Origin of the sequence: Stenotrophomonas sp. ZAC14D2_NAIMI4_6, assembly GCF_003086875.1 — a bacterium.
Classification (GTDB): Bacteria; Pseudomonadota; Gammaproteobacteria; order Xanthomonadales; family Xanthomonadaceae; genus Stenotrophomonas.
The window spans coordinates 2987576-3001608 of sequence record NZ_CP025996.1 but is presented as its reverse complement, the minus strand read 5'-3'; the positions used below and the strand labels follow the sequence as shown (position 1 = coordinate 3001608).

The 14033-nt window shown below is 67.0% G+C and carries 9 protein-coding genes; 4 read left to right on the top strand and 5 right to left on the bottom strand.

Annotated elements, in window-relative coordinates; translation table 11 throughout:
- The first annotated feature begins 138 nt into the window (after positions 1-138).
- The 3 genes from C1933_RS13905 to C1933_RS13895 all read left to right on the top strand — a co-directional run bounded on the left by C1933_RS13905 (position 139) and on the right by C1933_RS13895 (position 2162).
- Complete coding sequence (locus tag C1933_RS13905; protein WP_108753730.1) at positions 139-1059, top strand: DMT family transporter; 921 nt, start codon at positions 139-141, stop codon at positions 1057-1059.
- Positions 966-1394, top strand: a complete 429-nt coding sequence (locus C1933_RS13900; protein ID WP_234414529.1) for an MGMT family protein — start codon at positions 966-968, stop codon at positions 1392-1394. The genes C1933_RS13905 and C1933_RS13900 overlap by 94 nt, the downstream gene beginning before the upstream one ends.
- 93 nt (positions 1395-1487) lie before the next feature.
- The gene (locus C1933_RS13895) at positions 1488-2162 is read left to right on the top strand and encodes a rhomboid family intramembrane serine protease (protein WP_108750266.1); all 675 of its coding nucleotides are present in this window, start codon (positions 1488-1490) and stop codon (positions 2160-2162) included.
- Between the two features lie 133 nt (positions 2163-2295).
- Here C1933_RS13895 and C1933_RS13890 read toward each other — a convergent pair whose 3' ends face one another.
- Together C1933_RS13890 and C1933_RS13885 are read right to left on the bottom strand one after the other, a co-directional pair.
- A complete protein-coding gene (locus C1933_RS13890; protein WP_108753729.1) occupies positions 2296-3882 on the bottom strand; it encodes an NAD(P)/FAD-dependent oxidoreductase in 1587 nt (528 codons plus the stop codon).
- Entirely contained in the window at positions 3879-4361 is a 483-nt protein-coding gene (locus tag C1933_RS13885) for a VOC family protein (protein ID WP_108753728.1), read from the bottom strand. Before C1933_RS13885 ends, C1933_RS13890 begins: the two co-directional genes overlap by 4 nt.
- Before the next feature lie 125 nt (positions 4362-4486).
- On the opposite strand from C1933_RS13885, the gene C1933_RS13880 reads away from it, so the two are divergent.
- Positions 4487-6142 carry an SDR family oxidoreductase gene (locus C1933_RS13880; protein WP_108753727.1) on the top strand — a complete coding sequence of 552 codons (1656 nt, stop codon included), beginning with the start codon at positions 4487-4489 and terminating at the stop codon, positions 6140-6142.
- A gap of 89 nt (positions 6143-6231) precedes the next feature.
- On the opposite strand, the gene C1933_RS13875 is transcribed toward C1933_RS13880, so the two are convergent.
- The 3 genes from C1933_RS13875 to C1933_RS13865 all read right to left on the bottom strand — a co-directional run bounded on the left by C1933_RS13875 (position 6232) and on the right by C1933_RS13865 (position 13685).
- A complete protein-coding gene (locus tag C1933_RS13875) occupies positions 6232-8238 on the bottom strand; it encodes a M13 family metallopeptidase (RefSeq protein WP_108753726.1) in 2007 nt (668 codons plus the stop codon).
- 212 nt (positions 8239-8450) lie between these two features.
- Complete coding sequence (locus C1933_RS13870; protein ID WP_108753725.1) at positions 8451-10598, bottom strand: M13-type metalloendopeptidase; 2148 nt, start codon at positions 10596-10598, stop codon at positions 8451-8453.
- A 159-nt stretch (positions 10599-10757) separates the two neighbouring features.
- Positions 10758-13685, bottom strand: coding sequence for a TonB-dependent receptor (locus C1933_RS13865; RefSeq protein ID WP_234414733.1), 2928 nt, complete (start codon positions 13683-13685; stop codon positions 10758-10760).
- Between the last annotated feature and the right edge of the window lie 348 nt (positions 13686-14033).

Sequence of the window (14033 nt, the reverse complement as noted above, 5' to 3'; positions counted from 1 at the left end):
GCTCGACTGATCAACCTTGCTCGACTGAAGGACCGCGCGCAGTCGAGCAAGCTCGACGCTACGGCCTGCGCCGCCCCATGCGACAATGGGCGCCCCACGATTGCCCCTGGCCGCCCCGCGCGGCCTGTTGTCGTTCCCATGTCCAGCCCGTCTTCGCGCATCGCCACCGCCTCGCCCCGCATCGCGCTGGGCGGCATCGGGCTGGCCGCGATCGGCGCCGTTGCGGCCTCCGGCAAGGCGATCATCGTCAAGCTGGGCCTGCGCCATGGCGTGGATGCGACCACGCTGCTGGCCCTGCGCATGCTGATGGCGCTGCCGCTGTTCGTGCTGATGGCGCTGTGGAGCGCACGCCGCGCCGAACCGCTGTCCTGGGCGGACCGTGCGCGCGTGCTGTGGCTCGGCTTCACCGGCTACTACCTGTCCAGCCTGCTCGATTTCCAGGGGCTGCAGTACATCAGCGTGACCCTGGAACGGCTGATCCTGTACTTGAACCCGACCCTGGTGCTGCTGATCAACGTGCTGCTGGCACGGCAGCGGCCGGGGCGCTGGCAGATCGCCGCGCTGGTGCTCAGCTACCTGGGCGTGTTGCTGGCCTTTGGCCATGACCTGCAGCGCGAGGGCGGGCAGATCATCATCGGCAGCCTGCTGGTGCTGGGCAGTGCGCTCAGCTATGCGCTGTACCTGTTCGGCAGCGGGCAGGTGGTGGCGCGCGTGGGCGCGGTGCGGCTGACCGCCTATGCCAGCTGCGTGGCCAGCGTGCTGGTGCTGCTGCACTTTGCGGTGACCCACCCGCTGCCGCTGCTGTGGCAGGCACCGGCGCCGGTGCAGTGGTTGTCGCTGGTCAATGCCACGGTGTGCACGGTGCTGCCGGTGCTGGCGATCATGCTGGCGGTGCAGCGCGTGGGTTCGTCGCTGGCCGCGCAGGTGGGTATGCTGGGCCCTGTTTCCACCATCGTGATGAGCCTATGGTTGCTCGACGAACCGATGGGGCCGGCGCAGATCGCCGGCACCGTGCTGGTCCTGCTGGGCGTGCTGCTGGTGACGCGCCTGCGGCGCTGACCCCGGAACAGGCGCGCGCGCGCATCCTGCAGGTGATCCATGCCATTCCGCCGGGCCAGGTGATGGGCTACGGCCAGGTCGCCATGCGTGCCGGTCTGCCCGGTCGCGCCCGCCTGACCGCCCGCGTGCTGGGGCAGAACGACGATCCCAGCCTGCCCTGGCACCGGGTGCTGCGTTCGGACGGCCGTATCGCCATGGCCGAAGGATCGGCGGGCTGGCGCGAGCAGGCGCAGCGGCTGCGTGCCGAAGGCGTGGTGGTCACCAATGGCCGCGTGCGCATGCCGGCGATCGACCCGGCCGCCGCCCTGGACGCGGCGCTGTGGGGCCCGGCCTGAGCATCGCCGCCGGCTGAACCGGCACGCCAGCGCCGTCGCCAAACCCACACCCTGCACCGGCTATGATGGTGTTCGTTCCATGCCGGTCATCACATGTTCCCGCGACTGCCCACCGTTACCAAGGCCCTGCTGATCGCCAACGCGATCCTGTTCCTGCTGCAGCAGCCGTTCCTGCTCGGCATGCAGACCTTTGCCCCGTTCATGCTGCAGCCGCTGCAGCAGGGCTTCGACGCCTTTTCGCCGGGCGGCAACTTCCAGCCCTGGCAGCTGCTGACCTATGGTTTCCTGCACGGCAGCTTCGGCCACCTGTTCTTCAACATGCTGGCCGTCTTCATGTTCGGCGCGCCGCTGGAACAGACCTGGGGCGAGAAGCGGTTCCTGATCTATTACCTGGTGTGCGTGGTGGGCGCCGGCCTGTGCCAGTTGCTGGTCGGCTCGCTGCTGGAGAACCCGGCACCAGTGCTGGGCGCGTCCGGCGGTGTGTTCGGCCTGCTGCTGGCCTACGGCATGCTGTTCCCGAACCAGCGGGTGATGCTGCTGTTCCCGCCCATTCCGATGAAGGCACGCACCTTCGTGATCCTGTTCGGCGTGGGCGAACTGGTGCTGGGCATGACCGGCTGGCAGCCGGGCGTTGCCCACTTCGCGCACTTGGGCGGCATGCTGTTCGGCTGGCTGCTGATCCGCTACTGGCGCGGCCAACCACCGTTCAACAAGCGCCGCCCACCCGGCCCGCCAAAGCGCCCGAACCACCTGCGCAGCGTGAAGTAAGGCGCGCCGCGCCTTGCTTCACGCGGGTAGGTGCCGACCGTTGGTCGGCACGAAACGTCCGGTAGGTGCCAACCTTGGTTGGCACACGCAAAGGCGTGCCAACCAAGGTTGGCACCTACCCATGCGGGCCACCTCACAGATCCTGCAGCACCACCTGGGCGGCATTGTGCCCCGGTGCCCCGGTCACGCCGCCACCGGGATGGGTGCCCGACCCACACAGATACAGACCGGGCAGGGCGCCGCGATACCCGGCCTGGCCCACCATCGGCCGCGCTGAGAACAGCTGGTTGGCGCTGAGCGCGCCATGGAAGATGTCGCCGCCGATCAGCCCGAAGGTGCGCTCCAGATCCAGCGGCGACAGCACCTGCCGGCCCAGCACGCTGGCCGCGAACCCGGGTGCATGGCGATCAACGGTGGCGATCATCAGATCGGCCACGGTGTCACGGTGATCATCCCAGTGCATGCCGCCTGGCAGCACCGGCGCCACGTGCTGGCAGAACAGGCTGGCCACGTGCTGCCCCGGCGGCGCCAGCGAATCATCCAGGGTGCTGGGAATCAGCATCTCCACGATCGGTTCGCGCGACCAGCCGTCGCGGCGTGCATCCAGCCACGCGCGATCCATATAGTCCAGGCTGGGGGCCAGGATGATGCCCGCGCTCAGGTGTGGGCCGGGGCCGGGCAGGGCACGGAAGTCGGGCAGGGCAGACAGCGCCACGTTCATGCGGAAGGTGCCCGAACCACAGCGCCACTGCGCCATGCGCTCGCGGGTGGGGGCCGGTACCTGCTGCGGTTCCAGCAACTGTTCGTACAGCAGTTTCGGATTGACGTTGGCCACCACCGCGTGGGCGCGCTCGCTGCTGCCGTCGGCCAGCACCACGCCGACCACGCGCCCGTGTTCGACCTGCAGGTGGCGCACGGCGGCATCGACCCGCAGTTCGGCGCCGGCCTCGCGTGCGGCCGCGGCAATGGCCTGGCTGATCGCGCCCATGCCACCGATCGCGTGGCCCCAGGCGCCCTTCACCCCGTTGCACTGGCCGAACACGTGGTGCAGCAGCACGTAGGCGCTACCCGGCGTATACGGGCTGGCGTAATTGCCGACGATGCCGTCGAACCCGAACAGCGCCTTGATCGGTTCGCTCTCGAACCAGCGGTCCAGATACTCGGCGGCCGACAGCGTGAACAGGTCCAGCAGTTCCTGCCGCAGCGCCGGGTCCAGCGCCGCCAGCTCGCGGCCGAGCCGGCCCATCTGCCACAGCGCCGGAAGCGCACGCCAGCCGGCGTCCACGCCCAGGTCGGGCGGCGCGCGCAGTGCCCAGGCGCGCAGCACGTCGGCGAAGATTTCCAGGCGGGCTTCATAGGCGGGCAGGGCCTGTGCATCGCGCGCGGAAAACTTCGCCACCTCGGCCTGGGTGCGGCCCGGTGCTGCCAGCAGGTAGCGGCCATCGGCCAGCGGCAGGAAGTTGTTCACCGGCCGCGCAACGATGCGCAGCCCGTGCTGGTGCAGCTGCAGGTCGTCGATCACCTTCGGCTGCAGCAGCGATACCGTGTACGAGGCCACCGAGTTACGGAAGCCCGGGTGGAATTCTTCGGTGACGGCGGCCCCGCCCAGCACCGCGCGTCGTTCCAGCACCAGCACCTTGTGCCCGGCGCGGGCCAGATAGGCCGCGCACACCAGACCGTTGTGGCCGCCACCGACGATGATCGCGTCCCAGTGGTTCATGCCTGCGCGATGGCGGCTTCGATGGTGGCGATGTCGATCTTCTTCATCGGCATCATGGCGTTGAACGCGCGTCGCGCCAGTGCCTTGTCGCTGCTGGTCACCGCGTCCATCAATACGCGCGGGCTGATCTGCCAGGACACGCCCCAGCGGTCCTTGCACCAGCCACATTCGCTTTCCTGGCCGCCGTTGCCGACGATGGCGTCCCACAGCCGGTCGGTTTCGGCCTGGTCCTCGGTCTGGATCTGGAACGAGAACGCTTCGCTGTGCTTGAACGCCGGGCCACCATTGAGGCCCACGCAGGGAATGCCGTACACGGTGAATTCCACCATCAGCACATCGCCCTCGCGGCCGTCGGGGTAGTCACTGGGCGCGGCATGCACGGCGGTCACCGCACTGTCGGCAAAGGTCTGGGCATAGAAGGTGGCCGCCGCCAGGGCGTCCTTGTCGTACCACACGCAGATGGTGTTCTTGTGGGCCATGGCCGGGCTCCGGAACGGTCGATGGCGCAGCGATAGCACGGCACCCGTTAACACCGGATCGTGCTGCGCTGCAGGAGCGCCAGGCGGCGCGCTACCATGGCGCAACGACACGACAGGGAAGGCGCGTGAAGATCCTGGTTCTGGGTGGGTACGGTGTGTTCGGTGGGCGCTTGGTGCGGTTGCTGGCCGATCTTGCGCAGTTGGAGCTGTTGATCGCCGGCCGCACGCTGGCAGCGGCGCAGGCGTTCTGCGCGACCCATCAGGGCCAGCCGCGGGTACGCCCGCTGCAGGTGGACCGGCGGCAACTGGCTCCGGTACTGCAGGCCGAGCGCCCCGACCTGGTGGTCGATGCCTCCGGCCCCTTCCAGGATTACGGCGAGCACCGCTACAGCGCGGTGGAAGCGTGCATCGCCGCCGGCATCGATTACCTGGATTTCGCCGATGCCGCCGACTTCGTGTTCGGCGTGTCCGCCTACGATGCACAGGCCCGCGCGGCTGGCGTGTACGTGCTTTCCGGGGTCAGCAGTTTCCCGGTGCTGACCGCTGCGGTGCTGCGGCAGATGGCCACGCGCATGGACATTGTGCGGGTGGAAGGCGGTATCGCGCCGTCGCCGTTCGCAGGCATCGGCCTGAACGTGATGCGCGCGGTGGTGGGCTATGCCGGTTCGCCGGTGAAACTGCGCCGGCACGGCCGCGATGGCCACGGCGTTGGTCTGGCCGAGAGCCGCCGTTTCACCGTCGCGGTGCCGGGGCGCCTGCCGCTGCGCAACCTGCATTTTTCGCTGGTGGATGTGCCGGACCTGCAGGTGCTGCCGCCCGAACACCCGACCATGACCGATATCTGGATGGGCGCCGGCCCGGTGCCGGAAGTGCTGCATCGGGTATTGAACCTGCTGGCCAAGGCGCGCTGGCGCTTCAAGCTGCCGTCGCTGGAGCCGTGTTCGCGCCTGTTCTACACCGTGCTGAACCTGATGAAGTTCGGCGAACACCGCGGCGGCATGATCGTGCGTGCGCAGGGCACAAGCAACGGCGCGCCGATGGAACAGAGCTGGCACCTGCTGGCCGAAGCCGATGATGGTCCCTACATTCCGTCAATGGCGATCGAAGCGGTGATCCGCAAGCAACTGGCCGGTGAGCGGCCCGCACCGGGCGCGCGCGCGGCCACCCATGCGTTGGAACTGTCCGACTACGAACAGCTGTTTGTCGGCCGCACCATCCACACCGGTTTCCGCCGCGACATGCCCGGTGCCAGCCTGTACCAGCGCGTGCTGGGCGATGCGTATGCGCGATTGCCGGCCACCGTGCAGGCGCTGCATGCACCGGGTGCGGCGCAGCGCTGGGTGGGGCAGGCGCAGGTGGAGCGCGGGCGCGGCGTGTTGTCGCGCGTGCTGGGCAGGATCTTCGGTTTCCCCGCCGCCGCTGCCAACGTGCCGGTGACAGTGCAGTTCAGCCCCGAAGCGGGCGGCGAGCGCTGGACGCGCACCTTCAACGGGCAGCGCTTCTCTTCGCTGCAGACCGAAGGCAAGGGGCGTGACGAGGCGCTGCTGGTCGAGCGCTTCGGTGCCGTGGCGGTCGCCTTGGCGCTGGTGGTGGACGGCGGGCGGCTGCAACTGGTGCCGCGCAGCTGGTCGGTGCTGGGCATCCCGCTGCCGCGCGCACTGCTGCCTGGTGACCAGAGCTTCGAGTACGAGGCGGATGGACGTTTCGTGTTCGACGTGGAGATTGGCGCGCCGGGGGTGGGGCGCATCGTGCACTACCGCGGCACGTTGCAGCCGGGTTGACGGGTATCCACGCGTGGCGTGGATCGACCCAGGTACATGCGGAAAAGGCGCCGGAAGGCGCCTTTTCCGTTACTGCATCACCGCTGCATTCAACGCCAGACCTTGATCTGCTCGGCGTCGGTGCGCTGCATCGGCTGGCCGGCCTTGCAGCTGAAGGTCGCGCCGAAGGCCGGCAGGTTCGACAGCGGCCCGTTGGTGCGCCAGCGGCCCGGTGCACGGATGTCGGCGGTCAGGCGGCGCGCGGCTTCGTTCGGCGACAGCTGCTGCGGCCACAGTGCGGCCCAGGCGCGGAAGAAGCCCTGCTGCTGGGCCGGCTTTGCCTTGGGTTCCTGTGCCGTGTAGGCGGCCCAGGCCAGTTCCAGGCCAGCGATGTCGGCCAGGTTCTCTTCCTGGGTCAGCGTGCCGTTCACCTTGGCACCCTTCACACCGGGGAATTCGTAGGCGCCGTACTGCGCGGCCACGCGGTTGCCCAGCAGGGTCCAGGCGGTCTTGTCAGCGGGCGTCCACCAGCTGCGCAGCTCGCCCTTGGCATCCACCAGGGCGCCCTTGGCATCGATGGCGCGGTTCAGTTCGTGGCCGACCAGGCCGCCGAAGCTGCCGAACTTGTCGGCGGCGTCGGCCTTGGCGTTGAACACCGGGCCCTGCAGGATGGCGGCGGTGACGATCAGGCGGTTCTGGGCCAGATCGTAGGCCAGCGACGGTTGCTGCGGCAGCACGTCCCAGCGGCGGTCGGCGTTGCCCTTGCCGATGCGCTTCATCTCTTCGCGGTGGCGCCAGGTGGAGGCGATCAGCATGTTGCCGCCGAACGAACCACGGCCCATCGGCTGCACGCTGTAGTCCAGGTCGCGCAGCGGGGTGCCGATCTCGATCTTCAGCGCGGCCAGCTTGGCCTGCGCTTCGGTCTTGGCCTCGGCGCTCATCCAGGTGCTGTTCTTCACCGCGTCGATCTGCACTTCACGCACCTTGTCGACGATCCACGCCGCCTGGCGGCGGTCTTCGGCCGACAGGTAACGCGCGGCATATTCGCGGCCGACCATCGGGCCGGCGGCCACGTTGATGGCGTCCAGCACGCTTTCCCAGCGCTGCGGCGGCAGGGTTTCACCGCGCAGCACGCGGCCGCGGAATTCGAATTCCGCATCGCGGTAGGCCTTGGACAGGTACGGCGCCATCGAATCACCCACGCGCCAGCGCAGGTACGCCTTCCACTGGTCCGGCTTGAGCTTGGTGACCATGCCGTCGAGCTGCTTGAACAGCTGCGGGTCGGCCAGCGAGACCAGGTCGTCGTTCACGCCCTGCGCCTTCAGGAAGGCATCCAGCTGCAGGTTGCGGTAGCGGCTGTTCAGATCCTTGGTGGAGATCGGCGCGTAGTTGTTGAACGGGTTGTTGATGCCGGCCAGCGACTGCGCATTGCGCGCCAGTTCGGATTCCAGCGCGATGACCGACTGCGCTTCGGCATCCAGCTTGGCGGCCGGGGTGCCGGTCAGGGCCAGGATCTGCTTCACGTAGTTGCGGTAGCGGCCCATCAGGGCGACCGTGTCCGCGTCGGTGCGGGTGTAGAACGCCGGATCGGGCAGGCCCATGCCGCCCTGCATGAAGTAGCCGATGTGGCGGTCCAGCGCCTTCAGGTCCACGTCCGGGCCGAAGTTGAAGGCCACCGGAATACCGACCTGGTGCAGCGCGGCGATCGAGGCCGGTACATCCTTGGCCTTCTTGATGGCATTGATGCGGGTCAGCAGCGGGGCGATCGGGTTCGAACCGTCCGCTTCCACGGCGGCTTCGTCCAGGCCGCTGGCCCAGAAGTCGCCCAGCAGCTTCTGCACGTTGCCCTGCGGCGCCTTCATCGAGGCGTCCAGCAGTTCACGCTGCTGCTGGCGGCTGCGGTCGACCAGCTGGCCCAGCGCGGTCGCAGCACCGGTCTGCGGGGCCGGGTTGGCCTTCAGCCAGCCGGCGTTGGTGGCGTCGTAGAAATCGCTGCACTGGGCGCTCACGGCAGGCGCGCGCGCGGCCTTCTTCTTGGCGGCGAATGCATCGTGGGTCGGGACCAGGGTCGCCAGGCTGATGCCCAGGGCGACGGCAAGCGGACGGAAGTTGGGCATGTAGAACGAATCCGTGATGGATTGAGGGCGGGCGAACTATAGCAAGCCGTGCATGGGCGCGGCATGCACGCGTCACGCGGTGCTGCGTTTGCCCGCGGCAGTAGATCCACGCCATGCGTGGATGGCGTTGCCTGCATGGGATCCGACCCCGGAAAAACAAAGGCCCGGGACGTCCCGGGCCTTTGCAGGTCTACCGCAGCCTCAGCCGTGGCTTACCAGATCACCACCTGCTGGTCGCCGGTGCGGGCCATCGGCGAACCGGCCTTGCACTGGAACGCCGCAGCGAAGGTCGGCAGGTTCGACGGCGCACCCATGGCGCGGAACTGCGCCGGGGCGTGCGGGTCGGTGGCCAGGCGGACCTTGGCGTTTTCCGGGGTGTACTTGGTGCGCCACACGGTGGCCCAGTTGAAGAAGAAGCGCTGGTCGCGGCTGAAGCCATCGACCTTCGGGTCTTCCTTGCCGGCGCTGGCCTTCTGCAGGGCGTCGTAGGCCGTGGCCAGGCCGCCCAGGTCGGCGATGTTCTCGCCCAGGGTCAGCTTGCCGTTCACCGCCTGGCCGTCCACCTTGTACTGGTCGAACTGCTTGACCAGCTTGCCGGTCAGGCCCGCGAAGTTCTTCGAATCGCCTTCGGTCCACCAGTTCTCGAAGTTGCCGGTCGGCCCGAAGCGGCTGCCCTGGTCGTCGTAACCGTGGGTCATTTCGTGGCCGATGACCGCGCCGATGCCGCCGTAGTTCAGGGCGTCGTCGGCCTTCGGGTCGAAGAACGGCGGCTGCAGGATGGCGGCCGGGAACACGATCTCGTTCTGCAGCGGGTTGTAGTAGGCGTTGACGGTCTGCGGGGTCATGCCCCACTCGGTCTTGTCCACCGGCTTGCCGATCTTGGACAGGTTGTACTGGTAGTTGAACGCGGTGGCCGCGCGCACGTTGCCCAGGTAGCTGTCACGGTTGGTCTGCAGGCCCGACCAGTCGCGCCACTTGTCCGGGTAGCCGATCTTCGGGGTGAAGGTTTCCCACTTGGCGATGGCCTTGGCCTTGGTTTCATCGCTCATCCAGGACAGGCCCTGGATGCGGTCCTTCAGCGAGGCGGCCAGGTTCTTCACCAGGTCTTCCATCTTCGCCTTGGCTTCCGGCGAGAAGGCCACCTTCACGTACAGCTGGCCGAAGGCTTCGCCGGCGTCGCTTTCAATGGTGCCCAGCACGCGCTTCCAGCGCGGCTTCTGTTCCTTCTGGCCGTTCAGGGTCTTGCCGTAGAAGTTGTAGCTTTCCTGCACGAAGGCTTCGGACAGGTACGGCGAGGCGCCATCAACGGTGTGGAAGCGCAGGTAGGCGCGCCAGATCGACGGATCGGTATCGGCCAGGGCCTTGCTCACTTCCTGGTGGAAGGTCGGGATGGCCAGCGAGAACTTCTCTGGCGCGGCGACGTTCTGCGACTTGAAGAACTCGGTCCAGCTGAAGTTCGGGGTCAGCGCGTCGGCCTCGGCCAGGGTGACCGGGTGGTAGAACAGGGACACGTCGCGCGACAGTTCTTCGCTCGACTTGGAGGCCTTGGCCAGGCGGGTTTCGAACTTGACCACGTCCTCGGCCTGCTTGGCGGCATCAGCCGCAGCCACGCCGGACAGTTCCAGCACCTTGGCCACGTGGGCCTGGTAGGCCTTCAGCTTGTCGGCGTTCTTGGCGTCGGTGTAGTAGGTGGTATCGGGCAGGCCCAGGCCGCCCTGGCTGGCGTAGGCCATGTTCATGGCCGAGTTCTTGAAGTCGGCTTCGGCGCCGAAGCCGAACAGCACGTTCTCGCCCTTGGCCGCGCTGCTGCGCAGGTAATCGGCGATGGCGGCCTTGTCCTGCAGGCCATCGATGGCGGCCAGGTCGGCCTTCAGCGGCTCGATGCCCTGGGCGTTGATCTTGGCCTCGTCCATGCCGGTGGCCCACAGGTCACCGACCACCTTTTCAATGTGGTCCGGGTTCTTCACCTGCGCCACCTGCTCGACCAGCTGGTGCTGCACGGCCACCGAACGCTCGTCCAGGATGGTGAAGGCGCCCCAGCTGGTGCGGTCGCCCGGAATTTCGTTGGCGGCCAGCCACTTGCTGTTCACGTAGTCGCCGAAGGCGGTGCAGGCGTCCTTGCTGGCGTCCAGGTCACCGGGCTGGAAGGCGTTGTAGGCCGGCAGCTTGCTCTCGTCCAGCTTGTAGGCAGTGGCGGCTTCGGTGGCAGCCGGCGTGGAGGCGGTGGCGTCCTTTGCCGGGGTATCAGTCTTGCCGCAGCCGACCAGCGCGGCCGAAACGGCCAGGGTCAGCAGCACGATCTTGGGAGTACGGGTCACTTGAATGGCCTCCAGGCCGAGTGAGTCAGGGAAAGGCCGCATGGACGACCGTGGGCCGAACAATACGCCTGCGGCCCTGCCTGCAAGGGTGTCGAAGGTCATGGCCGATTGCAAACCCCCCAGCCGTTGGCCGGACCGCCAGATACGGAAAAGGAAAGGGCGGCTTGCGCCGCCCTTTCCGGGTACTGCCTTGAAGCGCTATCAGAACTTGTACGAGGCGCCCATGTAGAAGTAGCGGCCCACGTTGTCATACAGCGCCGAACCCACGTCCGAACCGAAGTAGTTCACCGGCGGATCCTTGTCGAAGGCGTTGTCGATGCCCAGGTACACGTCGATCTTGTCGCCCGGGAAGCGATAGCCGAACTGGAAGTTGTTGTACACGTAGGAACCGTTGCGGATCGGGCTCTGCGAACCGGGGTTGCTGTTATAGCTGTCCGGGGTCACGCGCAGGTTGCCGTCCACGTAGGTCATGTCCCACGACGCACGCCACTGGCCCAGCGAGTACTTGGTCTGCAACTGGGCGCGCCAGCGCGGATCGGTCACGTAGGTGACGTACTCGGTGTATTCATCCGGGAAGTCCTGGAAGGCCCATTCGCGGGACTGCAGCAGACGGGTACCAACGAAGCGCACCACGGTATCGCCGCCGGCCAGCTTGAAGCGGTAGTCCATTTCCAGGTCGACACCGATGCGGCGCGAGCGGGCCAGGTTCTCGTTCAGCGCGGTCCAGCGGGTGATCGAGTATTCCGGGAACACACGGCCCTGGGCGTCGGTGAAGCCACCGGCCGGCGCACGCACGATCTGGTCACAGAACGCGTTGCCCACGCCCCCCGGCGAATCGACGCAGCGGGTCGCGTTGGTCTGTGCGGTGACCGCACCGATGGCGTCCTTCAGGTTGATGTTCCAGTAGTCGATCGACATGCCGAACCCTTCCAGGAACTCCGGCTGCCACACCAGGCCGTAGGTGAAGCTGCGAGCGCGCTCGGGCTTCAGGTTCGGGTTGCCGCCGCTCACGCCGGGGCGGGTGGCGGTGTAGGTGTCGACCCAACCCACCGGAATGCCCAGCGCCGAGCAGTTGGCCTGGCGCAGCACCGGGTCCTTGGCGGTGGACGGACGGTTGGTGTTGGTCACCAGGTAGTTGCAGGGATCGGCGACGCTGGCGAAGTTCTCGCTCTGCGGGTTGTACAGCTCACCGATGCTCGGTGCGCGCACGGCCTGCGACAGGGTGCCGCGGGCACGCAGCGACGGGATGATGGTCCAGTCCAGGCCGACCTTCCAGGTGGTGGTCTTGCCGATGCTGCTGTAGTCGGACCAGCGACCGGCGGCATCCATGGTCAGGTTGTAGATACCCGGGATGTCGGCCAGCAGCGGCACGGTGGTTTCCACGAACGCTTCACGCACGTCGTACTTGCCGGCGCGGTTGGGAATGGCGTTGAGGAAGGTCAGGCCCTGTGCGGCCAGCGGATCGGTGATTTCGCGGCTCTTCTCGCGGCGGTATTCCACGCCACCGGCCACGCCCACATCACCGGCCGGCAGGCTGAACAGCGAGCCGTTGGCAACCGATGCGCTGAACACGCTCTGCTGGATGCGCGAGAAGTTGTACGAATTGACGTTCATCCAGTCGCGTGCGGCCTGGGTGACCTGGCCATTGCCCAGCACGCTGAACGGAACGCATCCGTCACGGCCGAACGCGGAGTAGACGCGGCCGGTGTGCGGATTGATGGCGTTCGGGTTCAGGGTGGTGCGGCAGGTGACCTGGCCGGTGGCCGGGTCGATCACCGCGTCCAGACCCGCCTGCCAACGCTCGTTGATGCGGTTGTTCAGGTTCCAGCGCTTGACCTCGCTCTGGCCCCAGTTGCCGTACACATCGTAGGTCCAGTTTTCGCTCAGGTTGCCTTCCATGCCGAACACGAAGCGCTGGGTGTTGCGCTCCACGTGCTCGCCGCGCTGGCCGGCGTCGACGTTGAAGCGGTTCAGCACGATCGAGGAGGCACCGTTGGCCAGCATCAGCGCACGCAGTTCCGGCGACACGTAGGCGTTGTCGCGCTGGATGCGGATGTTGGTGTCGAACGACGGCTGGGCCAGGAAGTCCGACTCGGTCTCGGTGTACTTGCCTTCGAAGTACAGGCGGTGGTTGTCGGTCAGATCGAAGTTGACGATCGTGTTCACGCTCTTGCGATCGAACTCCGGCTGCAGGTCAGCCACGGCGTTCAGGTCGGCGAAGTCGCAGTTGGTGCAGCTGCTGTTGCTGACGACGATGCCGTCGTAGCGCTGCTTGCGGAACGTGCCATCCGGGTTGAACTGGTAGCGGTTGCCCCAGGTGGCCGGATTGGTGGCACTGAAGGTGCCCAGGGTGAACGTACCGCCGTAGGAGATCGAGTGGTTGCCGCCCGGGCCGCTCAGCACGGTCTGCGGGTTGCTTTCGCTCGGCGGCTTGGACGAGTCGTAGTTCGGGTTCGGAACCGAGACCAGGTACTCGCGGCCGATGGCACGGTCGGTGCGCACGAAGCGGTCCTGCTTGCTGTATTCCAGCGCGATGGCAGCGTTGCCGCGGCCACCGGCGAAATCGGTGCCGGCCGACACGCTGACGAACGAGCGGTTGAAGCCGCCTTCATCGGCCATGCCGGTCTGGCCACGGATTTCCGCGCCGTCGAAGGACTTCTTCATGATGAAGTTGACCACGCCGGCCACGGCGTCGGCGCCGTACACGGCCGAGGCGCCACCGGTGATGACTTCCACGCGCTCGATCCATTCCACCGGAATGGTGTTCACGTCCACCGAGGTCGAACCGGAGGTCGCACCCACGTGGCGGCGGCCGTTCACCAGCACCAGCGTGCGCGAGGTGCCCATGCCGCGCAGGTCCAGCAGGCCCACGCCAGCGGTACCGATGAAGCGGGTGGAGTTGCCCAGCGTGTAGCTCGGGGTCAGCGCCGGCATGCGGGTCATCAGGTCGCCGATGTTGTTCGCGCCGGTGGCGCGGATTTCTTCGGCAGTGATGGCCGTCACCGGTGACGGGGTGACGAAGCCGGTGCGCGCAATACGCGAGCCGGTCACGCTGATGCGATCCAGATCGACCGGGTTGGAACCCGGGGTGGCTTCCTGTGCCAGGACGGGTGCGGCGGCGGCGAACATCAGGCCGGCCAGCAGTGCATTGGTCAGCGGGTGGCGACCGGGCAAGCGATGGTGCGTCATCAAGTGAATCCCCCTAAGAAGTGTGAAACGCCGGACTTCCCTGCCGACGTTCTGCAAATGTTCATGCGTCATCCTGACGTCACCGGAACCTAACACGGTCTTAACGAGAAATGTACGGTTGTGTCACAAGAGTTTGCTAAATCAGTCAGTTCGACACACAAAACTGCAACAAATACAGCGCCTTAGTCTCAGTTTCCTTTGCAACTTCTGGCGGCCTGAGTGGATGATGAATGGGGCTTTCGGCTTAACAATGCGCAGCCGGCCGGGTGCTGGCCCGCGGTGGCATGA